Origin of the sequence: Nocardiopsis flavescens, from assembly GCF_900141985.1 — a bacterium.
Lineage (GTDB): Bacteria > Actinomycetota > Actinomycetes > Streptosporangiales > Streptosporangiaceae > Nocardiopsis > Nocardiopsis flavescens.
This window is the reverse complement of record NZ_FQZK01000001.1, coordinates 778,752-804,326: the sequence shown is the minus strand read 5'-3', so window position 1 is coordinate 804,326 and position 25,575 is coordinate 778,752. Positions and strand designations below refer to the sequence as shown.

Below are 25,575 nucleotides of genomic sequence, written 5' to 3'. Positions count from 1 at the left end.
GGGGACGGGTGTTCTCTCCCTGTGGTCGTCCGCGCCCCCGCCCCGGTTCCCGGCGGTTCCTCAGCCGGTGCGCCCGGCCCCCGCGCGGTCCCGGCGCACCGCGAGGGCCACCGCGCCCATGACGGTCAGCAGTACCGCCAGCGCGCCCCACACCATCGGCTGCGTGACGAGCATCTCGCCGCCCCCGGCGCCGGGCGTGCGGCCGCCGTCCCGGCCGGTGACGGTGACCAGCAGCAGGACCACCACCCCGGCCGCCGCGGTGACGCGCCCGCCCAGGCGCAGCAGGGGGCCGGCGCCGCGCAGGTCCCGCGCCGCCAGGCGCTCCTCCCGCCGCAGCGGTGCCAGCAGCCGGGCCAGGAGCAGCAGCGCCACGGGCAGCTGGAGCGCCCACACCGCCGTGCGGAACCAGCCGTCGAACCAGACGTTGGTGCCGTACAGCAGGGTGTGCCACACGCTGAGCGCGTACACGGCGACGACGAACCGGTGCAGCACCCGCCACATCCGGGTCCCCGTCCAGGACCGCACGTAGAACGACAGGCCCAGCGGGACCGCCAGGTACAGGGCGATGAGCCCGAGCAGGATCGCCACGCGCCCGGTGCCGGAGTCGTAGCCCCCGGGGACGAACACGTCCACGAACGCCGACCACACCAGGGCCGCGGTGCCCAGCCCGTCGGCGTTCTCCCGCAGGAGTTCGACGAAGAACGCGAGGGCGTGCGCGAACATCAGGCCGATGGTGGTGAGCGAGGTGACCCGGTGCCACCGCTCGATCCGGGCGTGGGACACCACGGTCCAGCGCCCCGGGGCGGTGGCGCGCAGCAGCCCGAGCATGACGGTGATCCACGCCCAGAGCAGGCCGGACCACCCGAACGCCTGGCACAGCCAGTAGAGCAGGTACCGGTCGGCGTCGGCGAGGTAGGGCATCACGGCGAGGGTCTGGGAGGTGCCCTCCGCGACGCGGTGGCGCAGCAGGAGGAAGATCAGCGCGGTGACCGCCAGGGCGATCGCGGCGTCCAGGAGGAGGTGGCGCAGGTCGGTGCGCAGGGTGCGGGTGTCCACGCGCGCGGGGCGGCCGGTGGCGGCGGACGGCCCGGGGGAGGGCTGCGGGGGCATGTACGGGTTCCCTGTTCCGGTCGGCGGGTGACCATCAGAGCACTTTCCGTGGCGGTTTGCCCAGACCCCTTCGGGCTCCGCCGCGGGGGCCGTGCGGGCTCCGGGCCGCCGCCCGGCTTTTCTTGAACGATCGATCCAGATGGGCTACGGTGGCCGCATGGCGAGGACGCGGGAGTTCGACACCGAGGCGGCCGTGGGCCGTGCGATGGACCTGTTCTGGGCGCGCGGCTACGAGGCGACCTCGGTCCGCGACCTGACCCGGCACCTGGGGATCGGGCAGGGCTCCCTGTACGCCGCGTTCGGCGACAAGGACGGCCTGTACCGGGCCGCGCTGGAGCACTACCGCGCCACCCTGGCGGCGGACGCCCTGCGCGACCTCAAGGAGGGGGCGGACGTGCGCTCCGCGGTGCGCGCGATGCTCGTGGGGCGGGTCCGGGTGGCGGCCGGTGACGGCGGCCGGGGCTGCCTGATGGTCAACGCCGCCTGCGAGCGCCTGCCGCGGGACCCCTCCGTGCGGCGCCTGGTGCGCGACGTGCAGGACGCGAGCCGCGACGCGCTCGCCGAGGTGCTGGAGGCCGCGGCCGAGCGCGGGGAGATCTCCCGGCGACACGATCCGCGGACCCTGGCCGAGTTCCTCGTCACCTTCCTCAACGGTCTGCTGGTCGCCGCCAAGGTCACGCCCGAGCCCCGCACCCTCGAACCCCTCGTGGAGGTCGCGCTGGCCTGCCTCGACTGATCTTCCCGTGCCCGAAAAATGTATCGAACGATCCAGAAAAGGCGCCGGGCCGCGCCCGCGACCAGGCGCCCCGGCCCGACACCGGAGGCCCCATGACCGCCGCACCCGTCCCGAGCCCGCCCGCCCTGGGCGGCGACCGCTGGAACACCCTCCCTGGGACCGGCACCTCCCTGACCGCCCGGGAGTTCCTCGCCGCCGTCGAGCCGCTGCTCCAGGGCGTCATCGACGACAACGCCCTGACCACGGCCGACGGCCCGGTGCTGGAGACCCAGATCCGCGCCACGCTCGCCCTGGACACCCGGGAGGCCTCCCTGCCCCTGGCCGTCGGGCCCCACGGCGCCCCGGCCGCCCGCGAGATCGCCGGGCAGGCCGAGCGGATCGGTCGCGAACTCGCCTCCTCGGCCGCCGCCTCCCTGGAACGGCTGCTCGCGGAGCGGATCCCGCTGCCCGCGGGCCCGCTGGCGGTGCGCAGCCGCTGCCACGGCCACCTGCTCACGCCGCAGGCCGTGGACCTGCTCATGGTCACCCGCGGCGGACCCGTCACGATCCAGCTGTACAACGAGTGGCTGCACCAGGTCGTCCTGCTGCGCGACGCGCTGCTGCCCTTCGCCAACTGGCGGGAGGTCCCGCTGGCGGTCACCCCGGCCGGACTGCGCCACACCGAGCCGGCGCGCGACGCGTTCCTCACCGAGCTGCTGGTCCGCCGCGTCCGGCACGCCGCCGTCGTGGACTTCGCCCGCGCCGTGGTCACCGGTGACACGGAGCGGCGGGGGCCGCAGGGCTACGGGTTCGCGGCCCGCGGCGGCACCGCCCTGCCCGCCGTCCTGGACCTGCCGGTGCGGGAGGCCCCGCGGTACCTGCTGGCCTGGCGCCCGGACACGGGCGGGGGAGCGCGGCTCACCGGGGGCGGGACCGTCACGTACACGGCCCGGACGTCCGACTACCACGCCGCCCCGCGCACCCGCGTCGAGGAGCTGCCGCCCGCCGCCCCGGCGGCGGACGCCCCGCTCACCGCCCGCGTCGTGCCGGACCCGGCGGCGGACGGGGTCCGCACGGCCTCCATCGAGGTGACGCGTGCGGGCGAGACGGTGCGGGTCGACCTCGGCCAGGCCCTGCGCGGCCACCGCTTCGCCCACCGGACCGGGGACGCGCCGCAGGACGGGCCCCGCGCCCGCGCGGACGGCGTCCGCTCCCGGCCGGCCCCGGGGAGCACTCCCGATGGCGGGACCGCCGGCGGCGCGTCCGGGGCGGCCTCCCCCAGCGATGCGGCGACCGGTCGCGGTGCCGCCGAGGCCGTGGGCGACGGGCCCTCTGCCGGAGCCCCCACCACCGCCGACCCGTGGCGGGTGCTGCGCGCCCCGGGCCTGGTCTGGTCGCAGTCGGGCGCGGTGTCCGTGGACGCCGCGGGCCGCGCCGACCTGGTCGTCCTGGCCCTGCTCGGCAGCCTCTACCCCGAGAACGTCTCCCTGGGCCCGGTCGGCCTCCCCGACCCCGGCACGGCGGGCGGCGCCGGGAGGCCGAGCCCTCTGGCGGTCCTCACCGACCGCTGACCCCGCCGCGTGCCTCCCGGGGCCCGGAGCGGCGCACCGGTCCGGGCCCCGGCCACCCCGCCCGGCCACCGCCGCTCCGTTCGGCGCCGGGCGGCCCCCGGACCCGTCGGCGCCCTGATCCGATCCCCGGCGGACGCCCTTCCGGGCGACGGCCCCGGGGCGTCCGCGCAGGGTTCTCCACCGGTAGGGGTACCGGCAGGGACTCCCACCCGCCGCCCCACCGCCGTAGCGTGGAAGACGTGGGCGGACGGCCGCACGGCACCGCCGGGGGCCTTCCCCGGCGGTGGCACGAGGACGGCGGAGCCCACCGGACACGAGGAGGCGAGGACCGGATGAGACGACTCCCGGAGGCCGCGACCGGCAAGAACCCGCCGGAGCAGTTCACCGGCGACGTGTGGGTCGACCCGATCGCCGTGCCGCAGGAGCCCGGCCAGCGGATGGTCGTCGCCCGGGTGCGGTTCGCGCCCGGGGCCCGCACCGCCTGGCACTCGCACGAGAACGGCCAGACCCTGCACATCACCGACGGGGTCGCCCTCATCGGCACCCGCGACGGGACCGTGGTCCGGGCGACCCCCGGCCAGACGGTCTACACCCCGCCCGGCGAGGAGCACTGGCACGGCGCCGCGCCGGACCGGTTCATGGAGCACCTGGCCATGCTGGAGAACGGCGAGGACCCCGCCGCCACGACGACCTGGCTCGAACACGTCGACGAGGCCGACCACGCCCGCGGTGCGCAAGGGCGGGCCTGAGCATGCACACCAGGACCCTCGGGCAGGGCCTCGAAGTCTCCGCCGTCGGACTCGGCGCCATGGGCATGTCCCAGAGCTACGGCCCCAACCCCGGCGACCGCAACGCCATGATCGCGGTCCTGCGCTCGGCCGCCGACCACGGCGTCACCTTCTACGACACCGCGGAGGTCTACGGCCCCTACGACAACGAGGAGCTCGTGGGCGAGGCCCTCGCGCCCCTGCGGGACCGGGTCGTGATCGCCACCAAGTTCGGATGGGACATCCGGGACGGCCGGAGCGTCGGGCTGGACAGCCGGCCCGAACGGATCCGGCGCGTGGCCGACGCCTCCCTGGCCCGGCTGCGCACCGACGCGATCGACCTGTTCTACCAGCACCGCGTCGACCCGGACGTGCCGATCGAGGACGTCGCGGGCACCGTGGGGGAGCTGGTCGCCGAGGGCAAGGTGCGCCACTTCGGCCTCTCCGAGCCCTCCGCCGCCACCGTCCGGCGCGCCCACGCCGTCCACCCGGTCACCGCCGTCCAGAGCGAGTACTCCCTCTGGACCCGGGACCCCGAGGCGGAGGTGCTGCCCGCCCTGGCCGAGCTGGGCATCGGGTTCGTGCCCTTCAGCCCGCTCGGCAAGGGGTTCCTCACCGGGACGGTCGACACCTCGACCGCCTTCGCCGAGGGCGACATCCGCCTGCGCGTCCCGCGCTTCGAGCGGGACAACCTGGCGGCCAACCGGGCGCTCGTCGACCACGTGAAGGACCTCGCCGCGCGCCGGGGCGCGACGCCGGGGCAGATCGCCCTGGCCTGGCTGCTCGCCCGGGAACCGTGGATCGTGCCGATCCCCGGCACCCGGAGCACCGCCCGCATCGGGGAGAACGCCGGGGCCGCCCGGGTGGCCCTGTCCGCCGACGACATGGCCGACCTCGACTCCCTCGCCCGGCGCGTGGGGGTCCGCGGCGACCGCTACGACGCCGTCCACATGGGCTACGTCGACCGTTAGGGACCGGTGCGGTGGCGGTGGCGGGGGCGCCCCGGGCGCGCCTGCCACCGCACCGGCTCGGGCGGGTTCCCCGCAGGTCTCCGCCCGGGGCTCGGCGGCGGTGCCACCGGGGCGGTCACCAGGGCACGGGGACGCCCTCCCAGAGGGTGAAGGTGGCGCCGGGGCCGTCCGGCCCCAGGCGCGCCACGCGCAGCACCTCGCGGGAGGCGTCCTCCACCGTCTCCGTCCCCTCGAAGCCGACCAGCGCGGTGCGCGCGAACCCCGGCGAGACCAGGTTCACCCTGACGCCCGTCCCCTCCAGCTCGGCCATCATGGCCAGTGTCACGGCGTTGAGCGCCGTCTTGGACGCCGAGTAGACCGGCTCGAAGGCCGCGCGGTAGGGGGAGGACGGGTCCGAGGCGGCCGTCAGCGAGCCCAGCGCGCTCGTCACGTTCACGATCCGCGCGTCCGACGACTCCCGCAGCAGCGGCAGCATCGCCTGGTAGACCGCCAGGACCCCGAAGACGTTCACCTCCCACACGGCCCGCACCTCCTCCAGCGGGACCGTGCTCGGCGCGGCCAGGGCGCGCCGGGCGGCCATGTCGAGTTCGGTGCGCGTGGTGGAGATCGCGGCGTTGTTGACCAGCAGGTCCAGGCGCCCGGCCTCCGCACGGACGCGGTCGGCGGCGGCGGTGACCGAGGCCGCGTCGGTCACGTCGAGCGGCAGCGCGGTGGCGCCGTTCCCGATCCCGGCGGCCGCGGCCTCCCCTCGGGCGAGGTCGCGGCATCCGACGAACACGGCGGCGCCGTCCGAGGCCAGTTCCTTCGCGACGTGGCGACCCATCCCCTGGGTCGCCCCGGTGACGAGAGCGATGCGTTTCGCGGGCACGGGGCCCTCCTTCGTCCTTGCGTGTGCGGTGCGGGAGCGCGCCCGAGCCGACCGGCGCGGGCCGCGCTCCGCGACCACTGTGCGGGGTCCCGCCGGGGGCGGGGAAGATCCGGCCGGACCTGGTACCGGCAGAACCACCCGCCGCACGGCCGGGGCACAATGGTGGCCATGCCTCCCAGGACCAGGATCGACTTCGGCGAGTACCTGCGCCACCGGCGTGCCGGGGCGCGCCCCCCGGACCGGCCGGCCGGCGGGCCGGGCGCGCAGCGCCGGGTCCCGGGCCTGCGCAGGCAGGAGCTGGCCGAGGCCGCCGGGATCTCCGTCGAGTACTACGTCCGCCTGGAGCAGGGGCGGGCGCCCCGGCCCTCGCGCGAGGTCCTCGCCGCGCTGGCCCGGGCCCTGGGCCTCGCCGGTGCGGAGCGGGGCCACCTGTTCCGGCTGGCCGGCGAGCCGCCGCCCGAACCGCCCGCCCCCGAGGACCTGGTCCGGCCGGGGCTGCTCCGGCTGCTCCGGGGGCTCGACGACACCGTCCCGGTCTCCGTCCACAGCGGGCGCCTGGACCTGTTGGCGCGCAACGCCGCCGCCACCGAGATCTTCGGGCGGGAGGACGGCTCCGGCCCGTTCCGCGACAACATCGTCCGGCACGGCTTCACGGAGTCGGCGCCCCTCCTCCTGGGCGAGGAGGGCGCCGACCGGTACGCCCGGTGGGCCGCGGCCGAGCTGCGCGCGGCACTGGCCCGGTACCCCGACGACGACTACCTCCGGTCCCTGCGCGCGGAGCTGGCCGCGACCAGCGCCGACTTCCGCGGCCACTGGGCCCGGGGAGAGGTCGCCTCCGCCCGGTCCGCGGTCAAGCGCCTGCTCCACCCGACCCGGGGCTGGCTGGAGTTCCAGAGCGAGATGCTGCACGACCCCGAGCGGGACCACTGGGTGGTGATCTACGCGTCCGCTCGGTGACCGGCCGCCGGAGCGCCGAGGCGGACCCGTGGACCGCGGTTCAGGGGCGGGTGGAACCCGGCCGACCCCGGTCAGTGCACGGGGTCGAGGGAGGCGGCGAACCGCGCGATCGCCGCGGCCACCCGCCCCGGGGCGCCCTCGGCGCACTCCGCCCCGGCTTTTTCCAGCGCCCCGCCCCCGAGGAGTGGCCGACCAGGAGGACGCGCCCGCCCAGGGAGCGGGCCGCCGCCGCGACGTCCCCCGCCTTCCGGGCCAGCGAGTCGCGCGGGTCCGCCGCCAGGTCCGGCCGGTAGGTCCTCCGGTGCAGGCGCACCACGTGGAACCGCGTGGCGAGCCGGGCGCTCACCCGCTCCCACGAGGTCCCGTCGTCCATCCCGGGGTGCAGCACGAGAACAGGCGGGCCCGAGCCCTCGTCGAAACCGCGGACCTCCGCTCCGTCCGCTGCGGTGGCGATCACGTCCGTCATCGTCGTCTCCCCGTGGCCTCGGCGGTCCGGTGCGTCAGGCGGTCACCTGCCCGGTACGGGGGCCTCCGAACACCGCGCTCCGGGCAGCGCGGCACCGGGACGGACGGAACCCGGAGGCCACCGGTACTCCTGACGGCGCTGGAACGGACACCGCCGCTACGCCGGAGGGAACCCGCGGCGGACCGCCGGACCGGGCACGCGGATCGGGGCGCCCGCTGTGCGGGCCGGCTCCCGCCACCACCTCACCCCGCACGGGATCCAGGGCTTCGCGATCGCCGGCGGCCCCGACCTGTGCCCGGCACTGCGGGCCGGCCTGCGCTACCTGTCGCCGGCCCGGGCCTTCTGCGCCCTGTCCGTGGTGGAGCCGGGCGGGCGCCCCCACCCGCTGCCGCACTCCGACCACCTGCCCGCCGACGTCCGGCGGTTCTTCGTCCACCGTGGACCGGCCCCGGCCACCGCCCTCGGCCGGGAGCCCGAGCCCGTCTTCGCGCCGCCGCGGCGGGCCCTCCGGCCGGGGCGCCCCGCGTCGGCCGGTCCGTCCCTCCTCCCGTCCCCGGAGGACACCCCTCGTCAGGGCACGTCGCCCGGGTGCCGCCCGCCGGCCCCGGACGTCGGAACGCTCCCCGGGCCGACGAGGCCGGCCAGCAGGCCCAGCGCCTCCCGCGAGGCGGGGTCGTCCGCGGCCGTGTAGACGTACAGGACCTGGTCGCCGTCGCCGGGGAGCACGAGCGTTTCGAATCCCACGGTCAGCTCGCCCACCACGGGGTGGCGCAGCCGCTTGTCGCCGAAGGTCCGCCGGTGCACCCGGTGCTCCGCCCACCAACGGCGGAACTCCGGTCCGGCCAGCGACAGCTCCCCCACCAGCTGTCGGGTCCGCGGGTCGTCGGGGGTGCGCCCGGCGTCCAGGCGCAGGCTCTCGACGGCGTTGCGGGCCTGCCGCTCCCAGTCGACGAACAGCGACCGCGCCTCGTCGGAGAGGAGCATCCATCGGGCGTAGTTGCGTTCACGGGGGCGCATCCGCTCGAAGTCGGCGAACAGGGCCCCCGCCAGCCGGTTCGCGGCCAGGACGTCGGTGCGGTGCCCCAGGACGAGCGCGGGCTGGGATTCGAGCCCGTCCAGGAGCCGCCGCAGGCCGGGCCGCACCCGCTGCACCGCCGCCTGGCGCGCCCGGCCCGGCGGCGCGCCGACCGCGTTGACGAGGTCGTGCAGGTGGGCGCGGCCCGCCTCGTCGAGGTCGAGCGCCCGTGCGAGCGCGTCGAGCACCTGGCCGGACGGGACGATCCTGCGGCCCTGCTCCAGCCGCGTGTAGTAGTCGGTGGAGACGCCCGCCAGGAACGCGACCTCCTCCCGGCGCAGCCCGGCGACCCGGCGGATCCGCCCGTCGGAGGGCAGCCCCGGGCGGTGCGGGTCCCCCGCGGCCCGGGCACGGCGCAGGAAGTCCGCGAGCTCGCGGTGCGGATCGGTCATGCCCCCATTGTCGCGAAGACCGCGCCGCCGCGCCTGGGTCTGCGAGTCCTAGGCGGAGGAGGGCCCGGTATCGCCCGTCCGGGCCGCGCCGCGTCGACCAGCCTGGAGGTGCCGGCCTCCCGGGCCGGCGGACACCGAAGGAGAACGCACCATGGACCACCCCACCACCGGCGCCAAGACCTGGTTCGTCACGGGCGCCTCGCGCGGCCTCGGCCTCGCACTGGTCACCCGGCTGCTGGAGCGCGGCGACAACGTCGCCGCCACGACCCGCTCCCCCGAACGCCTGGCCGCCGCCCTGGACGGCGCGGACACGGACCGGCTGCTGCCGCTCCGGGTCGACCTGGCCGACGAGCGGCGGGTCGGCGCGGCGGTCGCGCAGGCCCAGGAGCGCTTCGGCGGGCTGGACGCCGTCGTCAACAACGCCGGCTACGGCTTCCTCGCCGCCGTGGAGGAGGTCACCGACGCCCGGGCACGGGAGATGTTCGACGTGCAGGTCTTCGGCGTCTGGAACGTGCTGCGCGCCGTGCTGCCGGGCATGCGCGCCCGGGGCGGCGGCCACATCGTCAACGTCTCGTCGATCCTCGGGCTCACCTCGTTCCCCGGGTGGGGCCTGTACTGCGCCGGCAAGTACGCGCTGGAGGGGCTGACGGAGTCGCTGGCCGCGGAGGTCGCCGACCACGGCATCAGGGTGAACCTCGTCGAGCCCGGGTACATGCGCACCGACTTCCTCCGGCCGCAGTCGCTGGGCCTGCCGGACGCGGTGCTCGACGCCTATCCCGGGGTCCGGGAGATGACCGAGGCCCACCTCGCCATGCCCGGGACCCAGCCGGGCGACCCCGGCAGGGCCGCGGACGCGGTCATCGCGGTCGTGGACTCCGGCGCCGCCCCGCTGCACCAGCTGCTGGGCTCCGACTCCCTGGGCCTGGCCGAGGTGCGGGTCGCGGCCCTCACGGCGGATATCGGTGCCTCGCGCGCCCTCGCGGCCACCACCGACATCCCGGCGGCCTGACCGCGTCCCCGGGCGGCCCCGGGTTCCGGCGCCACGGCCCCGGGGCCCCGCCGTCCGCCGGGACGCGCCGGTCGGGAGCGGCACCGGGCGCGCCGGCGCCGATCCGCCCGGCCGCCGGGGCGTGCTGTGAACCCGGGCACGGGTGCGGCCCCGCCTTTCGGGCGGCGCGGTGCGCTCCGGGGGCCGGGGGCGGCGGGGAGGGCCCCGGACACCTCCGCGGGGCCCTCCCGCCCGTGTGCCCGGGGCGGTGGGGGAGCGGACCGTGCACCGGGTGGCCGGGCCGCGGCTACGGCAGGCCGCCGTGCGGCACGTCGACCCGCACCGCCAGCAGCCGGGCCTCGCGCGTGTCCCGCCGCTCGTGCTCGGCGAACGAGGGTGCCGTGCACAGGAACAGGGTGCGCCCGTCCTCCCCGCCGAGCATGCAGGCGAAGACCCCCGTGCCGGCCTGGATCTCGTCGACGATCGCGCCTCCCTCGCGGACCCGGATCACGCGGCCGTGCAGCGCGTCGGCGACCCAGACCGCGCCCTCGGCGTCGGCGCAGATGCCGTCGGGCGCGACCTGGAGCAGGCCGATCGCCTCCGCGACGTCCCGGGTCCGGGGGGCCTCCCCGAACCGCGCCCACACCCGGCGGCCGCTCAGGCCGCCGTCCCCGCCGATGTCGAAGGCGGTGATCCGCCCCGCGAACGTCTCGGCGACCAGGAGCACGTTCCCGGGCAGGACCACCATGCCGTTGGAGAAGCCCAGGTCCTCGGCGGCCGTGGTGACCGTGCCGTCCGGGTCCACACGGGTGAGCGCCGCGTAGCGCAGCGGGGCGCCGCCCATGAGGTCGAACCCGAAGTCGCCCACGAAGGCGCGCCCGGCCCCGTCGACGACCATGTCGTTGAGGAACCCCGTCGCGGAGCCGGAGAGGTCGGCGTACTCGGCCAGCCCGCCGGAGTGCTCGCGCACGAGGATCCGGTGGTCGCGCATGGAGACGACGAGGGCGCGACCGTCGGGCAGAAAGCCCAGGCCGGAGGGCTGTCCGGGTACCCGGGCCACGACCTCGGCCCCGCCGCCGGCGTCGGTCGAGACGACCCGGCCGGTGTAGAAGTCCGAGACCCAGAGCCGCCCGTCGCGCCACCGGGGGCACTCCAGGAAGGAGTAGCCCTCCAGGACGACCGAGAGTTCCCGGTCCCGTGCCGATCCGCCCGTCATCGCGGTCCCCTTTCCCGGTGCGGTCCCCGCTCGCGGTCGGGCGGGGCGACCCGGCGCGGGTCCGCGCGCCGGGGAGCGGATCCCGCCCACCGGCCCGTTCCCGCACCCTGGCGGCTCCGCCGACTCAGCGCATGGTCAGCTCCGCACCCCTCCTGTGTCAAGGGTCACACCGGGTGCCCCGGGTTGCGCGGCCTCGGACGGTCCCGCCGCGGCGGTGCCCCGGCCCGGAAACACCCGAGCCCCGCTACCTCCCGCTGTAGACCGGGAACATGCTGTGCTCGCCGTAGTCCCGGGCGTCCAGGTCCCGCAGGGCGTCCATGTCCTCGTCGGAGATGGTGAAGTCCACCTCCGCGTTGCTCCGCATGTGCTCGGGGTTCGCGGTCTTGGGCAGCGACACGGTGCCCAGCTGGAGCGTGTAGCGGATGCACAGCTGCGGGACCGTCACCCTGTACCGCTCGGCCATCGCGCCCACGTCCGGGTTCTTCAGGATCTCCCCGTGCGCGATGGGGGAGTAGGCCTCCACCAGGATGTCCTCGCCCTCGCAGTAGGCGAGCAGCTCGGCCGGGGTGTTGCCCGCGTGGACCAGCAGCTGGTTCACGTGGGGCTTGACGGTGCAGGAGGCGAGGAGGTTCTCGATGTCGCGCCGCTGGAAGTTGGAGACGCCGATGGCGCGGACCGTGCCCGCCGCGTGCGCGTCTTCGAGGGCGCGCCACGCCTCCCGGTTCCCCTCGGCGTAGTCCCCGCCGCGGAAGTCGGCCCAGGGCTGCGGGCTGTGGATCAGCACCAGGTCGACGTACTCCAGGCCCAGGGCCGCCAGCGATCCGTCGACCGCGGCGACCGCCCGGTCGTAGTCCTTGATCTCGGCCGCGAGCTTGGTGGAGACGAACAGCTCGTCCCGGGCGGTGCCCCCGGTGCGCACGCCCTCCCCGACCCCCCGCTCGTTCCCGTAGGCCTGCGCGGTGTCGATGTTGCGGTATCCCAGACCGACGGCGTTGCGGACCGCCTGGGCGGCCCGGTCGTCGTCGATGAACCACGTGCCCAGGCCCAGCTTCGGGATGCGGACGCCGTTCGCCAGCGTGTACGCCTCGTTCAGGATCATGCGGTCCCCCTCCTTCGTCACGGTCCCGCGCCGGGGGCCGTTCCCGGTGCACCGGTCGTCGGGTGCGCCGCCACGGCCGGCCGACGCTGTTCTCCGGTGTGCCGCCCGCGCGGTGCCCGGCCGCCGCCGAAGCGGCCCCGCCCTCCCCGAAAGGCCCGTCCACCTCGACCGATGTAGTAGATCACCCTTCCCGCCGCGAGCCGCGGTAACCGGTCCCGCCGGGCGGGGCGCACCGGCGCCGCGGTCGCCCCGGACACTGTGGGCGGTCGGGCCCCGGCCCGGGAGGCGGCCCCCGCCCGGTGCCGACGGTGCCGCACCGACGCCTTCGGGGCCGCCCGCGCGGCCCGGACGACGCCGGACCACGGCCCCCGCGGGCGTGCGGAGCCGCGCACGGCCGCGAACGCCGAGGGCGGCGCCGGGCCGCGGGCGCCGGGCCGGGTGGAACCGCACACCGTGAGGCCCCTCGCGCCGTCGCCGCTCCGGAGCGCGGGGGAGGCCGCCCGATGCCCCGGGGTGCGCCCATTGCTTTATAAGTGCTAAAGTGCTTTCATGTCGCAGAACAACTTCACTTTCGATGATGCTTCGTCCCGTGTGGCCGAAGGCCGGCGGATCGGAGCCCGGGCACGGCGCGCGGCGCTCTGGTTCCGGTGGTTCGTGGCGTTGCAGGCGGCGTTCGCGCTGGCCTTCACCCTCGCCGTCGACGTGTTCCGGGCCCCGTACTGGATCGCGTTCGCCCTGCTGCTGCTCGCCTCGGCGTTCCTGTGGGCGACCGCGTTCCGCCACCGTCTGTCGGCACCGCGCAACGGGCTGCGCAACGTCGGCATCGCCGTGGCGACGTGGTTCGCGCTGTACACCCTGATGCTCGACCCCTCCCTCCAGCTCGTGGGCGCGTCCTCGCCGTGGTGGTGGGTGCTGGCCGGCGCCGTCGCGGTCAGCCCGATCGCGGCGTGCCTGTGGGCGAGTTCGCGCCGATGAGCCACCCGCGCAAGGACCTGGACGCGCTCATCCACTCGCCGGTCAGGTTCTCGCTCCTGGCCGCGCTGCGGAACCTGGAGGACGTGGACTTCCGGTTCCTCGCGGACCTGCTGGAGGTCAGCGACTCCAGCCTGTCCCAGACCCTCACTGTGCTCGTGGACGCCGGTCTGATCGACGTGCGCAAGGAGGCCGCTGGCAGGCGCACCCGCACCTGGGTCGGGATCACCGACGCGGGCCGTGCCGCCTTCAACCGGCACCTGGCCGTTCTGCAGTCGATCGTCGATTCCGGCCCCGACCACCCTGCCGGCCGAACCCGAGGAGATGATCCCTCATGACCCCTCCCCTGCGACCCGGGACTCCCCAGGACCTGGACGCGGCCGTCGACACCCTGGTCGCGGCCTTCGACGACTACCCGTGGACACGCCACGTCATCCCCGAGCACGACTACACACGCCGGTTGCGCGAACTACAGCGCCTCTACCTGCACCACGCTCTGAACCACGGGTTCGTCGCGGTCAGTGAACGGGCCGAGGGGGTGATCGCCCTCCTGCCACCGGACGCGCCGGAACCGGGCGAGGCGGTCCGCGACCGGATCATCGCCCTGCACGGCGACCGGATCGGCCGGCTGGCGGACACAGGCCGGCACGGGGACCCCCGGGACTGGGGACTGGAGACCCTGGCGGTCCACCCGCACCACCAGGGCGGGGGGCTCGGAGGCGCCCTCATCGGATTCGGCCTCCGGGAGGCCGCGCGGCGCGGCGCAGGGGGAGTGCGGCTGGAGACCTCCGAGGAGCGCAACGTCGGCCTCTACCGGCGGCACGGCTTTCGCGTCGTCGACCGCTCGCACCGTCCCGGCGGGCCACCGGTATGGACGATGCGCGCGGTGCCGGCGGCCGACGGCGGGCGGGACCGGCAGGGGCGGGCGGCGGAGGCCGGCTCCGAGAGCCGGGGGTAGCCGAGGACGGGGACCCGTGGCGCGTCATCCGGCGCGCCGTCGCCTCAGCTCCTCCAACCACCCGCGCACCTGTGCGTCGTCGTGCAGGTACGGCTGCTCCGGGCCCGGCCTCAGGTCGATCCCGTACAGGAGCCCGAGCGCCCAGAGGGACACCCCGTCCCATTCCAGGCCGTCGTCGGTGTACCACCGCCCGGCCCACCGGTCGGCCGCTTCCCTGCTCACGCGCCCTTCGACCACACCGGCCAGGCACGCCTCGACGGCGTCCAGATCCGGCTGCTCGGTGTCCTCCACGGACACACCGTATCCAGGGCGGGGCGGACACCGTCCGGCGCGGGCGCCGGGGCCCCGTTCCGCCCGGGGAAGGGTCCGCGGGCGGGCCGCCCGGCGGGCACGGCCCGTCGGCCCCGGACTCCCCGCCGCAGGAGGCGCGCGGCCCGGTGCCGGACCCCGTACCGGGGCGCCGGGGTGCACCGGCCCCGCACGGGCGGTGCCCGGCAGGGGTTGAGTCTCAAGCGGCTTGAGACCCGATAGTGGCGGTATGCACGACAACGAGCTGTACCCCATCGGGGACGCCGCGCGCCGGTCCGGCCTGAGCGTGAGCGCCGTCCGGTTCTACTCCGACGCCGGGGTCATCGCCCCCACCGGCCTGACCGAGGCCGGCTACCGGCTCTACGACATCCACGCCATCGCGCGGCTGGAGCTGGTCCGGACCCTGCGCGAGCTGGACGCGGGCCTGGAGGACATCCGCCGGGTGCTCGACGGTGAGACGACGCTGCACGACCTCCTCGCCACCCACCTGGAGATCGTCGAACGCCAGGAGCGCGTCCTGCGCGCGAAACGGGCCGTGCTGCGGACCCTGGTCCGGCAGCAGGGGAGCGCGGCCCAGGCGGCGCTCCTGCACAAGCTCGTCTCGATGTCCGACGAGGAGCGCGAACACCTCGTCGACGACTTCTGGAACGAGGTCGGCGCGGACCTCGACGTCCCCTCCGGGTTCGTCGAGCGGCTGCGGCTGCTGCGCCCCCGGCTGCCGCAGGACCCCACCGCCGCCCAGCTCGAAGCCTGGATCGAACTGGCCGACCTGATCCGGGACGGGGAGTTCCGCGACGCGGTCCGCACCTACCTCCTGGACACCTACTCGGCCGGGCCGGGCGCGGTCATGGCCGCCTCACCGGTGCAGGAGTTCATCTACGAGACGGGTGTGCCGCTCATGGAGCGCATCCTCGCCGTCCACCGCGCCGGCGAGCCCCCGGACTCCCCGAACGCCCAGGAGGCGGTCGTCCGCCTGGCCGCGGCCGGCGCCGCGCTGGGCGAGGAAACGTCGACCCCCGCCCACCGGGACAAGCTGGCCTCGTACTTCGCCGAGATCGTCCGGATCACGGAGGAGGAGGGCGAGCCGGAGGACCCGCGGTTCGACGGTACGCACGGCAGGTACATGGAACTGGTGGCGGTGATCAACGGGACCCCGCCCGGCGGTGGGGAGGAGGACCCGGTGCCCTGGCCGTGGATCATCGCGGCCCTGCGCGCGTCCGTCCCCCGGGACTGAGCGGAGTCCGTTCCGGGGCGGGCGGGCGGGGGAGAAGGGGCGGGCGGGGCACCGCACCCGGTCCGCCCCCACCGCGGCGAGGGATAGTCTGCTCGGGTGTTCGAGACAACGGCGTGGCCGGAGCGCCTGCTCCGCCCCGTGCGAAGACCGGGGGCCGTCGACGTCCTGCTCCCCGCGGCCCTCGTCGCCCTGTCCTTCGTCCCCGGCATCGCCCACCAGGGCGTCGACCTGGCGGAACTGCCGGACGACCGCCCCCTGGACGCCTTGGGCCTGGCCCTCATCGCCGCCCAGGCCGCGCCCCTGGTCCTGCGCCGCCGGTTCCCCCTCACCTGCCTGGCCGTGGTCGCCGCCGCGTTCACCGCCTTCCAGCTGCTGCGGTACCCCACCGCCTTCGCCTCCCTCGCGCTGGTCGTGGCCCTGTACACCGCCGGCGCGCACCCGCCGCGCCGCCCCGCACCGGTGGCGGCTGTGGCGGTCGCCGCCTACGCGCTCGTCTGCGCCTGCCTGCACCTGGCGGGCTCGCCCGCCACCGCGGCCGACTACGTGTCCTTCGGCCTCGTCCTGGCCGGGTGCTGCGCCCTCGGCGGGTGGGTGCGCACCCGGGCCCTGGAGTCGGAGGAGCGCCGCCGCCGCACCGCGGCCGACGCCGCCGCGGCCGAGCGCGCCCGCATCGCCCGCGACCTGCACGACGTCGTCACCCACCACGTCACCTCCATGGTGGTCCGGGCCGACACGGCGGCGTACCTGCTGGAGCCCTCCGACCGGACGGGCGACACCCTGACCGGCATCGGGGAGACCGGCCGGCGCGCCCTGGACGACCTGCGCCGCCTGCTCGGCGTCCTGGACCCGCGCGAGGGCTCTCCGGGTCCCGCCCCCGGCGGGCTCGCCGACCTCGTCGAGCGCTCCCGTGCCGCCGGGCAGAGCGTGGACCTGGTCCAGGACGGCGAGCCCCGGCCGATGCGGCCCCAGGCGGAGGAGGTCCTGTACCGCGTCGTGCAGGAGGCCGTCACCAACGCGCTCAAGCACGCGCCCGGCGGTCACGTCACCGTCCGCATCGACCACGGGGACGCGGCGGTCGGCGCCCGGATCACCAGCGGTGGCGGCACGGCCCTGCCTCCCTCGCCCGCGGCGCCCCTCCCCGGCGGCGGTCGCGGCCTGGCCGGCCTGCGGGACAGGGTCGGCGCCCTCGGCGGGGAGCTGCACGCGGGCCCCACCGGCGACGGCGGCTTCGCCGTGCGCACCAGCATCCCCCGGGGGGAGCGGTGAACGGCTCGCCCGTCCGCGTCGTGGTCTGCGAGGACGATGAGTCGGTGCGCGCCGGGTACGCCGCGGTGCTCGACGCCCAGCCGGACATGGTCGTGGTGGGACAGGCCGGCGACGGCGTCCGGGCGCTGCGCCTCATCGGGGACCTGCGGCCCGACGTCGCGGTGGTGGACATCCACATGCCCCGCCTGAACGGCATCGAGGTGACCGCGAGTCTGATGGAGCCGCCCGACCCCCACCCGGTGCGGGTCCTGATCGTGACCACCTTCAACCTGGACGAGTACGTCTACGACGCGCTGCGGGCGGGCGCCAGCGGGTTCCTGCTCAAGGACGCGCCGATCGACGAGCTGATCGCGGGCGTGCGCACGGTCGCCCGCGGGGAGGCCCTGCTGGCGCCGGCGGTGACCCGGCGGCTCATCGGCGAGTACGCCCTGCGCATCCGCCCCGCCGACCCCGCGCCCGCCGCCGTTCCCGCCGAACCGCTGACCGGGCGCGAGCGCGAGGTACTGCTCCTCATGGCGGAGGGGCTGTCCAACGGGGAGATCGCCGAGCGGATGACGGTCGCGCACGAGACCGTCAAGACCCACGTGTCGCGGATCCTCGCCAAGCTCGGCCTGCGCGACCGGGTCCAGGCCGTCGTGTTCGCCTACCGCTCGGGGCTGGTGCGGCAGGGCTGAGGTCCGGACTCGGACGGCGGGCGCGGCCCGGCCGGGTCCGGGACGGTGCGCGGGGCGGCCCGGGTCCCCCCGGAGAGCCACCGGAGTGCGCTCGCGCGGGTGATGCGGCCGGCAGGGCCCCCTTCCTAGCCTGGGAACCGGTCGAAGCGACCCCCTGCCCCGCATCCCTGGAAACGGTCCTCCCATGCCCCACGACGCCGCACCCGCGTCCACCCCCCGCAGGCCCCGGCGCGCGGTCCCGCGCGCGGTCCTGCTCCTGCTGCTGTTCACCGCCCTGGCCGCGCTCCTGCCCGGAGTGACGAACGCGGTGGGCACGTCGGTGTGGGCCCTGCCCGTGGGCGTCGCGGCGGCGGCCCTGGGCCTGTGGGCCTACCGGGCCGCGGTCCGCCGGATCGAGGCCCGGGAGCCGCGGGAGCTCTCCCGCGAGGGCGCGGCCCGCGGCCTCGGGTGGGGGACGGCGGTCGGCGTGGGCCTGTTCGCCGCGACCATCGCCGCCATCGCCGTCCTGGGGGGCTACCGGGTCACCGGCTGGGGATCCTTCGAGGCGTTCCTCGCCGTGTGCGGACTGATGTGCGCGGTCGCGGTCGCGGAGGAGCTGCTGTTGCGCGGGGTGCTCTTGCGGGTGGTGGAGGAGGCCGCCGGGACCTGGGCCGCCCTCGCCCTCAGCTCCGCGGTCTTCGGCGCGCTGCACCTGGTCAACCCCAACGCCACCCTGTGGGGCGCGCTGGCCATCTCCCTGGAGGCCGGCCTGCTGCTCGGCGCCGCCTACGTCGCCACCCGCTCCCTGTGGCTGCCGATCGGCCTGCACCTGGGCTGGAACACGGCGCAGGCCGGGATCTTCGGCACCGCCGTCTCCGGCAGCGAGGACGCCTTCGCCGGTCTGCTCACCGGCGCGACGAGCGGCCCCACGGCGCTCAGCGGCGGAGCGTTCGGCCCCGAGGGCAGCGTCATCGCCGTGCTGCTGTGCGGCGCGGCCACCGTGTACCTGCTGCGCCTGGCCCACCGCCGCGGCCACATCGTGCCCCGGCGCTCCCGCCGGACCTGAGCCCGGCGCGGCCGGGTGCCGGTGTCCGGGTCCGGGCCGGCCGTCCCGGTGGGCCCTCGTGCCTTGTGCGTCTGTTCCCGCGCCCCGGTGTCTCCGCCGGGCCCGAACCCGGTCGGTGTCCGGGTCCGGGCCGGCGGTCCCGGTGGGCCCTCGCGCCCGGTGCGCCCGCTCCCGGGACGCCGGTCCTCGGCCCGGCTCACCCCGGTCCCGGACCGCCGCGGGCGCGCTCCAGCTCGGAACGTGCGGTGATCCCCAGCTTGGCGAACACGTTGCCGAGGTGGTGGCCCACGGTGCGGTGGCTGATCCGCAGCTCCGCGGCGATCTCCCGGTTCGTCAGCCGTTCGGCCGCCAGCCGGGCGATCCGCTGTTCCTGGGGGGTGAGGCGGACGCCCGCCGCGCCGTCGCGATCTCCGCGGCCTCCGCTGCGGCCCGGCGGGCCGGTGAGGTCCCGTTCCCGCCGCGCGCGCCGGCCCAGCGACTCCGCCCCCAGCCGGTCGAACACCTCCAGCGCGCCCCCGAGGTGGAGGCGGGCGTCGGTCCGCCTCCGCTCCCGCCGCAGCCACTCGCCGTAGAGGAGCCGGGCGCGGCCGTACAGGAGCGGCTGCGATCGCGCACCCGGAACCTCCAGCGCGGCCCGGAAGGAGTCCTCGGCGCGGGACCCGCCCAGCAGCGCCTCGGCGGCGCGGGCCGCGGTGCGCGCCCAGGGCGCTCCGGTGCGCCGCGCCCAGCCGCGCAGCAGTTCCACCTGCTCCCCGGCGGCCTCGGGCCGCCCTACACGCACGGCGGCCTCGGCGGTGTCGAGTGCGGCCAGCAGCGCGAAGGTCGGGTGCGCCGCACCGTTTCCCGGCTCGGTCAGGTGCAGCAGGGTGTCCAGGGCCTCCCGGGGGCGCTCCTGGAACAGGTTCGCCATGCCGGCGATCCAGGAGGCCGCCGCGCTCACCGCGCGGCTGCCCTCCGGCAGGGCGGTGTCCAGCACGCGGCCGGCCGCCTCGGCCGCGCGGTGGGCGTCACCGCGCACGGCGGCGAGCCAGCCCAGGCAGTTGCGGCAGTGGGCGGCGATCTGGTCGGCACCCACTTCCTCCGCCAGCCGGAGCCCTTCCACGGCCGCGGACTCGGCCCGGGTCCAGCGGCCGGCGAAGCCGTCGAGCGTCGATGTGTGCGCCAGGGCGTCGGCGAGCCGGGCCGGCTCCGAACGCCGCCGCAGGTGCGGCACCCGGCGGCGCAGCGCGTCCCCCACTGCGGCGTCGATGCCCCAGACGACGGCCAGGGGCGACGGCGGGAGCAGCCGCGGCGCCGTCCTGCGCGCCCGGGCGACGGAGTCGGTGAACCCGGCCGCTCCGGCCGGCGCGGCACCGGTGGCCGGACCGTCCTCCCACCAGGTCAGGAGGAGGGGCAGGTCGGACCGCTCCTCGACGTCCAGTTCCAGCAGTGACGCCAGCGTCCTGGCCGCGAGGTCGCCGCGTCCGGCCGCCCAGCCGGCGCTCAGGGCCGCCGTTCCCAGCTCCAGCGCCGTACCCGGTTCCGCGACCAGTTCCATGTCGGCGGCCAGGTAGTGGTGCGCCAGGTCGGGGGCGCCGCGGGAGTGCTCGATGACGCCCCGCAGGCCCCTGCTGCCGCGCGTGGTGTGGACACCCGGCGACAGCCGCTCCGCGTCGTCGAGCAGGCGCTCCGCGGCGGCCGCGTCCCCGGCGTCCCAGGCGGCCCGCGCCGCCCCGGCGAGCCGCCGGGAGGCGTCCACCGGCGCGGGCGAGAGTTCGGCGGACCTGCGCAGCGCCCGTGCCTCGGCCGCCGGGGCCCCGCGCAGCCGGGAGCGGGCGGCGGCCCGTTCGAGCAGCCCCGCGACGTTCTCGTCGCGGTCGCGGGCCGCGGCGGCGAGGTGCCAGGCGTGCTCGTCCGACTCCTCCGGCAGCGCGGCGGCCAGGGCGCGGTGCGCCCGGCGCCTGGTCGCGGCGTCACAGCACGCGCGGACGGCCCGGCGCACGAGGGGGTGCCGAAAGCCCACGCGGTCGCCCGCCACGCGCAGCAGGCCCGCGGACGCCGCCTCGTCCCAGGCGGTGTCGTCGATCCCCCGGGCGCGGCCCGCCCGCTCCACCGCGAGCAGGTCACCGTGGTCCTCGGCCGCCGCGAGCACGGTGAGCAGCCGGGCCGGAGGGCTCACCGCGTCGAGTGCGGCCCGGAAGGCGCGACGCGTGCGCGGTCCGACGGGCGGGAGCCCCGGCCCGGTGAGCGGCCCGGTGCCACCGGGGCCGCGATCCGCCCCTGCCGCCTCCAGCAGCGCCAGTGGGTTGCCGCCCGCCCCGTCGACCGCGGCCAGCACCGCCGCCTCGTCGGCGTGCGGGGCGACCGCGGCGTGCAGGGCCCGCGCGCTCTCCGGGTCCAGCCCCCCGACCCGCAGGTCGGGGACGCCCTCCCACGGCCGGGCGGCGGGGTCGCCGTGGTCGGCCAGCACGACCGCCAGGGGGTGAGCCGCCGCACGGCGGGCGACGATGCCCAGGCACCGCGCGGTGGCCCCGTCGAGCCACTGCGCGTCGTCCACCAGGACGAGGACGGGCCGTTCCTCGGCGAGCACGCAGAGCAGCGACAATACGGCCGCACCCGCCGACAGCCGGTCCCGCGGCACCGCACCCGAGGCGAGGGCGGCGGCCCACGCCGCACCGCGGTCCGCCGGCAGCGAGGCGATCCGGTCGGCCACCGGCCGCAGCAGTCCGTGCAGCCCGGCGAAGGGCAGGTCCGACTCCGACCGCGCGGCCCGGTGGGGGAGCCGGGTGAAGTCCGCCGCCCGGTCGTGGGCGCGGCGCAGCAGGGCGGACTTGCCGATCCCCGGCTCGCCCCACAGGGCGAGGGCGCCGCCCCGGCCGCCGCGGGCCCCCGCGAGGAGCCCGTCGAGGACCGCCGTCTCCTCCCGGCGGCCGACCGGCTCCGCCCCGCCGGCGCCGTGCGTGTCCAAAGGCGATGGGTGCATGGCCCCAGAGTGCCCAACGGCCCGCGGCGCGGCCAAAGCCGACATGACCCGGTCAGTGATCCTGACCGGCTCCGTTATCCTGGCCGTATGGCCGATCCCCGCCCGGACGACGAACGCACCGCCCCGGTCCCTCCGGCCGCTCCGGGCGGTGCGGACGAGGACTTCGAGCACATCGACGACTCCGTGTGCCGCAGCTTCCAGCGCGCGGTGGAGGTCGTGGGCGGGAAGTGGACCGCCTCGGTGCTCCTGGCCTCCATGCGCGGTGCCCGCAGGTTCGTCGAGTACCGGGCGCGCATCCCCGGGATCTCGAACCAGCTGCTGTCCCAGCGCCTGCGCGAACTGCAATCCCGGGGGCTCATCGACCGGACGGTCGTGCCGACCACGCCGGTGCAGATCCTGTACCGGCCCACCGAGCGCGGCGCCGGACTCATGCGCGTCCTGCACCCGCTCATCGAGTGGAGCGTCGAGAACGACGCCGGGCGGCGGACCGCGGCCGACGACAGATGAGCCCGCGCCCGCCGCCGGTCCCGGAACCGGCGGCGGAGCCGCCCGCGGGGCGTGCCCGGCGGTCCGCCGCCTGCCCGGCGGCCGGTGACCGGTGACCGGCGTTCCCGAGCCGGCACCGGACCGCCCGGATCCGGTGTCGGCCACTGCCCTTTCGGCGCGGTCCGGCAGTGTGCCCCTGCGGTGGGGTCTGTCGGCCGGATTCCCGCAGGGGCCCCTGACACGTCCCGGAGCCGCCACCGCCGCCCGGTGACCGGTCGTGTTCCCGCCCCCGCCCCGGCCGCCCGGATCGCGGCAGCGTGTCGGCGGTGCGCCTCCCGTGACCGATACGGCGACCGATCCGCCGCCCCGGACGGCTGCCGTAGGTTCGGTTCCGCTCAAGGGCCCCCGCGGCCCGCACCACACCGATTCCGGGAGCCGTCGGTGAACGCCGTCCTCGGCCGCCTCGGTGCCGACGGCTCCCCGTGAGAGGGCGCATCCGTATGACCACAACCGCGCGGGCCGCCGTGATCGAGAAGCAGGACGGGCCGTTCGAGTTCCGCGACATCGAGATCGAGGAGCCCCGGCCCGACGAGGTCCTCGTCCGCATGGTCGCGACCGGGATATGCGCGACCGACGCCCACGTCCGCTCCCAGCGGATGGCGACGCCGCTGCCCGCGGTGCTGGGACACGAGGGCGCGGGGGTCGTCGAACGCGTGGGCGGCGCCGTCACCACCGTCGCGCCCGGCGACCACGTCGTGCTCTCCTACCACTCGTGCGGAAGGTGCGGGCCCTGCCTGTCCGGGCACGCGGCCTACTGCGACGACGTGTGGGCGGCCAACTTCGCGGGGGCCCGCCTGGACGGTTCCAACGGGCTGCGCGCCCCCGGCGGCCCCGGCGCCGGCCCCCGCGGACACTTCTTCGGGCAGTCCTCCTTCGCCACCCACGCCCTGGCCCACCGGCGCAACACCGTCAAGGTGCCGAGCGACCTGCCCCTGGAGGTCCTGGCCCCCCTGGGCTGCGGCTTCCAGACGGGTGCCGGGGCCGTGCTCACGTCCCTCGCCGTCCCGGTGGGCGCGTCCCTGGCCGTGTTCGGGGTGGGCGCCGTGGGCATGGCGGCGGTCATGGCCGCCCGCGTCGCGGGTGCGGCCACCATCGTGGCCGTCGACGTCGATCCCGCCCGGCTCGAACTCGCCCGGGAGCTGGGGGCGACCCACACTGTCGACCCCTCGGAGGTCGACGACCCGGCGCTCGCGCTCCGCGCGATCGCCGGGCGCGGACTGGAGTACGTGCTGGACACCAGCGGCCGGCCCGGGAACCTCGACGCCGGGATCGGCGCGCTGGCCTCCCGGGGGTGCTTCGGCTTCGTGGCGTTCCAGGAGGGGGCGGGCGCGGTGGTCGACGCGGGCCGGCTCGCGATGGGCCGCTCGCTGCACGGCATCATCCAGGGCGACGCCGTCTCGCCGCTGCTGGTCAACGAGCTGGCCGAGCTCTACCGGGCGGGGCGGTTCCCGATCGACCGGCTGCTGACCTTCTACGACTTCGCCGACATCGGCGCCGCGTTCGACGACGCGGGGGCCGGCCGCGCCACCAAGGCGGTCCTGCGGTTCGCGCCGCCGCGGTAGCCCGCCCGCGCTCCGTGCCCGACACCCCACGTCCCCCAAGAACGAGAAAGGCATCTCCTCGATGTGCCCCAGCGAACAGAGACCCATCACGGTCGACAGCACTCCGGGCTTCTACGGAATCGACCACTACGGGTTCCCCCGGGTCGGTGCCGACGACCCCCCGGACCCCGAGGGCTACTACCCCGCGTACCTGGGCAGTGAGCGCTTCCAGAAGTACGGCTACCACGTGGAGGAGCTGCGCGGCGGCTTCTACTGGGTCACCAGCGCCGGCTACGACGCCGCGTTCGTGGTGACCGGCGAGGGCGTGGTCGCCATCGACGCGCCGCCGACCCTGGGCGAGAACATGCTGGCGGCGATCGAAGAGGTCACCGAACAGCCGGTCACCCATGTGATCTACAGCCACTGGCACGCCGACCACATCGGCGCCGCCTCCGTGTACGGCCCCGACGTCGAGATCGTCGCCCACCGCATCACCCGGGAACTCCTGGAGCGGTTCCCCGACCCCAAGCGCCCGCTTCCGACCCTGACGTTCGAGGACGACCACGTCCTCACCGTGGGCGGCGTGGAGCTGCACCTGTCCTACAAGGGCGAGAACCACTGCCCGGGGAACATCTTCATCCACGCCCCGCAGCAGCGGGTGCTCACCGCCGTGGACATCCTCAGCCCGGGCTCCGTCACGTTCATGCACTGCGACGCCTCGCAGAACATCTCCGGATGGTACGAGGCGCACTCCCAGATCCTCGGCTACGACTTCGACTTCTTCGTCGGCGGCCACCACATGCACTACGGCACCTACGAGCAGGTGAAGGAGTGCGTGGAGTACTTCGCGGACGTGCTCGAAGGGGCCACCGCGGCGGTCGAGCGGTTCAGCCGCTCCGACGCGCTGGTCGACATCCTCGCCGCCACCGGCCCGGACCGGGTCTTCGTCGGGACGGAGAACTGGATCAACTCCATGGCCAACCACGCCACCAGGCATGTCCTGGAGAAGAGGACCGGCGACGGCCGGCTGTGGTGGGAGCGCCTGGCGGGTGCCACCACCCAGACCAAGTACCACGCCTACACCGTGCTGGAGTCGATCCGGTTGGAGCGGGCCCGGCCGGACTACCGCCTGCGGGGGACCGACCCCCCTCCCTTCCAGACCTGACCGGGAGCGGGCGGCGGGCGGCGGGCGGGGTGCGCCCCGCCCGCCGCCCGGCTCCCTGCGGCGGGGTCCGCACCGTGCCCCGGCCTTTCCGTCGGGGCAGGTTCCCGGCCCGCCGCCGCAGGGCCGCACGGTGCCCAGGCGTTTCCGCCGCACCCCGGGGGCGGTTCTGGTGGAGGCCGGTGATCGAGTAGTCGGTATTCGCCTCTGGCCGCCCCGTGTGGTCATTCTGCGTGGTCGTCGGGGTTGTAGTGAGACCACGGGCTTCCCGCCTCGGCGGCCGACGCGGTGATGTGTTCGGGGTGGTGGCCGGGCATCCGGGCGATGACCGGTGCCGGGGCCTGGAGCACGAGCCGGCGGATGGCCGCGGTGCGGCCGTGGAAGACGGATGGGGAGTCGATGAGGGCCTCGCAGCTCCGGCACCTCAGCTACCGCTCCTCCCGGCGGAGCTGTTCCACCCGCCGGTACAGGGTGGAGCGGTCCGCGTCGTAGTCGGCGGCGACCTCGCCCGGCGAGGCCCCGGCGTTCAGGGCGGCCTTGGCCCGGGAGACGAGGGCTGGGGAACATCGGAACAGGATTCAGCGCTAAGCCCGGGCCCCCTTCCGAGGGCGCTTCTACTTCTGGAAACGAGGGTTTCCAGAAGTAGAGGCCTTCCGGATGGCGGGGTCGGTTCCGGCCCGCGCCTGCACGCTGCGGCGGGGCCGGAACCGT

24 protein-coding genes are annotated in these 25,575 nt (G+C 76.2%); 16 read left to right on the top strand and 8 right to left on the bottom strand.

Features of this window, described 5'->3' with window-relative positions:
* Positions 1–60 precede the first annotated feature (60 nt).
* A complete protein-coding gene (locus BUE45_RS03660; RefSeq protein ID WP_073374844.1) occupies positions 61–1,110 on the bottom strand; it encodes a ferric reductase-like transmembrane domain-containing protein in 1,050 nt (349 codons plus the stop codon).
* A 157-nt stretch (positions 1,111–1,267) separates the two neighbouring features.
* On the opposite strand from BUE45_RS03660, the gene BUE45_RS03655 reads away from it, so the two are divergent.
* The 4 genes from BUE45_RS03655 to BUE45_RS03640 all read left to right on the top strand — a co-directional run bounded on the left by BUE45_RS03655 (position 1,268) and on the right by BUE45_RS03640 (position 5,134).
* Positions 1,268–1,846, top strand: coding sequence for a TetR/AcrR family transcriptional regulator (locus tag BUE45_RS03655; protein ID WP_073375397.1), 579 nt, complete (start codon positions 1,268–1,270; stop codon positions 1,844–1,846).
* Positions 1,847–1,938: 92 nt separating this feature from the next.
* Positions 1,939–3,396: a hypothetical protein gene (locus BUE45_RS03650; protein WP_073374842.1), complete on the top strand. Its 1,458-nt coding sequence runs from the start codon at positions 1,939–1,941 to the stop codon at positions 3,394–3,396.
* Between the two features lie 332 nt (positions 3,397–3,728).
* Complete coding sequence (locus tag BUE45_RS03645) at positions 3,729–4,145, top strand: (R)-mandelonitrile lyase (RefSeq protein ID WP_073374840.1); 417 nt, start codon at positions 3,729–3,731, stop codon at positions 4,143–4,145.
* Between the two features lie 2 nt (positions 4,146–4,147).
* Positions 4,148–5,134 (top strand): aldo/keto reductase, encoded by a 987-nt coding sequence (locus BUE45_RS03640; protein WP_073374838.1) that lies wholly within the window; start codon positions 4,148–4,150, stop codon positions 5,132–5,134.
* Between the two features lie 115 nt (positions 5,135–5,249).
* Here the strand turns inward: BUE45_RS03640 and BUE45_RS03635 are convergent, their stop codons facing one another.
* On the bottom strand, positions 5,250–6,002 hold the full coding sequence (locus tag BUE45_RS03635; RefSeq protein ID WP_073374836.1) for an SDR family NAD(P)-dependent oxidoreductase: 753 nt from the start codon (positions 6,000–6,002) through the stop codon (positions 5,250–5,252).
* Between the two features lie 168 nt (positions 6,003–6,170).
* Between BUE45_RS03635 and BUE45_RS03630 the strand changes: the two genes are divergently transcribed.
* Positions 6,171–6,959: a helix-turn-helix domain-containing protein gene (locus BUE45_RS03630; protein WP_084736922.1), complete on the top strand. Its 789-nt coding sequence runs from the start codon at positions 6,171–6,173 to the stop codon at positions 6,957–6,959.
* 40 nt (positions 6,960–6,999) lie between these two features.
* Here BUE45_RS03630 and BUE45_RS03625 read toward each other — a convergent pair whose 3' ends face one another.
* The gene (locus BUE45_RS03625) at positions 7,000–7,425 is read right to left on the bottom strand and encodes an alpha/beta fold hydrolase (protein ID WP_073374832.1); all 426 of its coding nucleotides are present in this window, start codon (positions 7,423–7,425) and stop codon (positions 7,000–7,002) included.
* Between the two features lie 570 nt (positions 7,426–7,995).
* Positions 7,996–8,892, bottom strand: a complete 897-nt coding sequence (locus BUE45_RS03620; protein ID WP_073374829.1) for a helix-turn-helix domain-containing protein — start codon at positions 8,890–8,892, stop codon at positions 7,996–7,998.
* 151 nt (positions 8,893–9,043) lie between these two features.
* Between BUE45_RS03620 and BUE45_RS03615 the strand changes: the two genes are divergently transcribed.
* Positions 9,044–9,901, top strand: coding sequence for an SDR family NAD(P)-dependent oxidoreductase (locus tag BUE45_RS03615; protein WP_073374827.1), 858 nt, complete (start codon positions 9,044–9,046; stop codon positions 9,899–9,901).
* Positions 9,902–10,187: 286 nt separating this feature from the next.
* On the opposite strand, the gene BUE45_RS03610 is transcribed toward BUE45_RS03615, so the two are convergent.
* On the bottom strand, positions 10,188–11,096 hold the full coding sequence (locus BUE45_RS03610) for an SMP-30/gluconolactonase/LRE family protein (RefSeq protein WP_073374813.1): 909 nt from the start codon (positions 11,094–11,096) through the stop codon (positions 10,188–10,190).
* A gap of 244 nt (positions 11,097–11,340) precedes the next feature.
* Positions 11,341–12,195 (bottom strand): aldo/keto reductase, encoded by an 855-nt coding sequence (locus tag BUE45_RS03605; protein WP_073374811.1) that lies wholly within the window; start codon positions 12,193–12,195, stop codon positions 11,341–11,343.
* A gap of 549 nt (positions 12,196–12,744) precedes the next feature.
* Here BUE45_RS03605 and BUE45_RS03600 point away from each other — a divergent pair.
* The 3 genes from BUE45_RS03600 to BUE45_RS03590 are packed head-to-tail and all read left to right on the top strand — an operon-like array spanning position 12,745 to position 14,125.
* On the top strand, positions 12,745–13,170 hold the full coding sequence (locus BUE45_RS03600) for a hypothetical protein (protein ID WP_073374809.1): 426 nt from the start codon (positions 12,745–12,747) through the stop codon (positions 13,168–13,170).
* Complete coding sequence (locus tag BUE45_RS03595; protein ID WP_073375395.1) at positions 13,167–13,505, top strand: transcriptional regulator; 339 nt, start codon at positions 13,167–13,169, stop codon at positions 13,503–13,505. The genes BUE45_RS03600 and BUE45_RS03595 overlap by 4 nt, the downstream gene beginning before the upstream one ends.
* Positions 13,502–14,125, top strand: a complete 624-nt coding sequence (locus tag BUE45_RS03590) for a GNAT family N-acetyltransferase (RefSeq protein WP_073374807.1) — start codon at positions 13,502–13,504, stop codon at positions 14,123–14,125. The genes BUE45_RS03595 and BUE45_RS03590 overlap by 4 nt, the downstream gene beginning before the upstream one ends.
* Positions 14,126–14,149: 24 nt before the next feature.
* Here BUE45_RS03590 and BUE45_RS03585 read toward each other — a convergent pair whose 3' ends face one another.
* Entirely contained in the window at positions 14,150–14,416 is a 267-nt protein-coding gene (locus BUE45_RS03585; protein WP_143173249.1) for a hypothetical protein, read from the bottom strand.
* A 247-nt stretch (positions 14,417–14,663) separates the two neighbouring features.
* On the opposite strand from BUE45_RS03585, the gene BUE45_RS03580 reads away from it, so the two are divergent.
* From BUE45_RS03580 to BUE45_RS03565, 4 genes are all read left to right on the top strand, one after another.
* Positions 14,664–15,668: a MerR family transcriptional regulator gene (locus BUE45_RS03580; RefSeq protein ID WP_073374803.1), complete on the top strand. Its 1,005-nt coding sequence runs from the start codon at positions 14,664–14,666 to the stop codon at positions 15,666–15,668.
* A gap of 96 nt (positions 15,669–15,764) precedes the next feature.
* Positions 15,765–16,934: a sensor histidine kinase gene (locus BUE45_RS03575; protein WP_245832749.1), complete on the top strand. Its 1,170-nt coding sequence runs from the start codon at positions 15,765–15,767 to the stop codon at positions 16,932–16,934.
* The gene (locus BUE45_RS03570) at positions 16,931–17,608 is read left to right on the top strand and encodes a response regulator (RefSeq protein WP_073374796.1); all 678 of its coding nucleotides are present in this window, start codon (positions 16,931–16,933) and stop codon (positions 17,606–17,608) included. Before BUE45_RS03575 ends, BUE45_RS03570 begins: the two co-directional genes overlap by 4 nt.
* A 184-nt stretch (positions 17,609–17,792) precedes the next feature.
* Positions 17,793–18,653 carry a CPBP family intramembrane glutamic endopeptidase gene (locus BUE45_RS03565; RefSeq protein WP_084736836.1) on the top strand — a complete coding sequence of 287 codons (861 nt, stop codon included), beginning with the start codon at positions 17,793–17,795 and terminating at the stop codon, positions 18,651–18,653.
* Positions 18,654–18,849: 196 nt separating this feature from the next.
* Here the strand turns inward: BUE45_RS03565 and BUE45_RS03560 are convergent, their stop codons facing one another.
* Positions 18,850–21,615, bottom strand: coding sequence for a helix-turn-helix transcriptional regulator (locus tag BUE45_RS03560; RefSeq protein ID WP_073374795.1), 2,766 nt, complete (start codon positions 21,613–21,615; stop codon positions 18,850–18,852).
* An 87-nt stretch (positions 21,616–21,702) separates the two neighbouring features.
* On the opposite strand from BUE45_RS03560, the gene BUE45_RS03555 reads away from it, so the two are divergent.
* The 3 genes from BUE45_RS03555 (at position 21,703) to BUE45_RS03545 (ending at position 24,867) form a co-directional block, all read left to right on the top strand.
* The gene (locus tag BUE45_RS03555; RefSeq protein WP_073374793.1) at positions 21,703–22,122 is read left to right on the top strand and encodes a winged helix-turn-helix transcriptional regulator; all 420 of its coding nucleotides are present in this window, start codon (positions 21,703–21,705) and stop codon (positions 22,120–22,122) included.
* Positions 22,123–22,601: 479 nt separating this feature from the next.
* Positions 22,602–23,723: an NAD(P)-dependent alcohol dehydrogenase gene (locus tag BUE45_RS03550; protein WP_073374791.1), complete on the top strand. Its 1,122-nt coding sequence runs from the start codon at positions 22,602–22,604 to the stop codon at positions 23,721–23,723.
* A gap of 61 nt (positions 23,724–23,784) precedes the next feature.
* On the top strand, positions 23,785–24,867 hold the full coding sequence (locus tag BUE45_RS03545) for an MBL fold metallo-hydrolase (RefSeq protein ID WP_084736835.1): 1,083 nt from the start codon (positions 23,785–23,787) through the stop codon (positions 24,865–24,867).
* Positions 24,868–25,575: the final 708 nt, after the last annotated feature.

Bases quoted from the DNA above. Each gene is read 5' to 3' on its own strand.
- BUE45_RS03660 (WP_073374844.1), bottom strand. From the start codon at position 1,110: ATGCCCCCGCAGCCCTCCCCCGGGCCGTCCGCCGCCACCGGCCGCCCC.
- BUE45_RS03655 (WP_073375397.1), top strand. From the start codon at position 1,268: ATGGCGAGGACGCGGGAGTTCGACACCGAGGCGGCCGTGGGCCGTGCG.
- BUE45_RS03650 (WP_073374842.1), top strand. From the start codon at position 1,939: ATGACCGCCGCACCCGTCCCGAGCCCGCCCGCCCTGGGCGGCGACCGC.
- BUE45_RS03645 (WP_073374840.1), top strand. From the start codon at position 3,729: ATGAGACGACTCCCGGAGGCCGCGACCGGCAAGAACCCGCCGGAGCAG.
- BUE45_RS03640 (WP_073374838.1), top strand. From the start codon at position 4,148: ATGCACACCAGGACCCTCGGGCAGGGCCTCGAAGTCTCCGCCGTCGGA.
- BUE45_RS03630 (WP_084736922.1), top strand. From the start codon at position 6,171: ATGCCTCCCAGGACCAGGATCGACTTCGGCGAGTACCTGCGCCACCGG.
- BUE45_RS03625 (WP_073374832.1), bottom strand. From the start codon at position 7,425: ATGACGGACGTGATCGCCACCGCAGCGGACGGAGCGGAGGTCCGCGGT.
- BUE45_RS03620 (WP_073374829.1), bottom strand. From the start codon at position 8,892: ATGACCGATCCGCACCGCGAGCTCGCGGACTTCCTGCGCCGTGCCCGG.
- BUE45_RS03615 (WP_073374827.1), top strand. From the start codon at position 9,044: ATGGACCACCCCACCACCGGCGCCAAGACCTGGTTCGTCACGGGCGCC.
- BUE45_RS03610 (WP_073374813.1), bottom strand. From the start codon at position 11,096: ATGACGGGCGGATCGGCACGGGACCGGGAACTCTCGGTCGTCCTGGAG.
- BUE45_RS03605 (WP_073374811.1), bottom strand. From the start codon at position 12,195: ATGATCCTGAACGAGGCGTACACGCTGGCGAACGGCGTCCGCATCCCG.
- BUE45_RS03600 (WP_073374809.1), top strand. From the start codon at position 12,745: ATGTCGCAGAACAACTTCACTTTCGATGATGCTTCGTCCCGTGTGGCC.
- BUE45_RS03595 (WP_073375395.1), top strand. From the start codon at position 13,167: ATGAGCCACCCGCGCAAGGACCTGGACGCGCTCATCCACTCGCCGGTC.
- BUE45_RS03590 (WP_073374807.1), top strand. From the start codon at position 13,502: ATGACCCCTCCCCTGCGACCCGGGACTCCCCAGGACCTGGACGCGGCC.
- BUE45_RS03580 (WP_073374803.1), top strand. From the start codon at position 14,664: ATGCACGACAACGAGCTGTACCCCATCGGGGACGCCGCGCGCCGGTCC.
- BUE45_RS03565 (WP_084736836.1), top strand. From the start codon at position 17,793: ATGCCCCACGACGCCGCACCCGCGTCCACCCCCCGCAGGCCCCGGCGC.
- BUE45_RS03560 (WP_073374795.1), bottom strand. From the start codon at position 21,615: ATGCACCCATCGCCTTTGGACACGCACGGCGCCGGCGGGGCGGAGCCG.
- BUE45_RS03555 (WP_073374793.1), top strand. From the start codon at position 21,703: ATGGCCGATCCCCGCCCGGACGACGAACGCACCGCCCCGGTCCCTCCG.
- BUE45_RS03550 (WP_073374791.1), top strand. From the start codon at position 22,602: ATGACCACAACCGCGCGGGCCGCCGTGATCGAGAAGCAGGACGGGCCG.
- BUE45_RS03545 (WP_084736835.1), top strand. From the start codon at position 23,785: ATGTGCCCCAGCGAACAGAGACCCATCACGGTCGACAGCACTCCGGGC.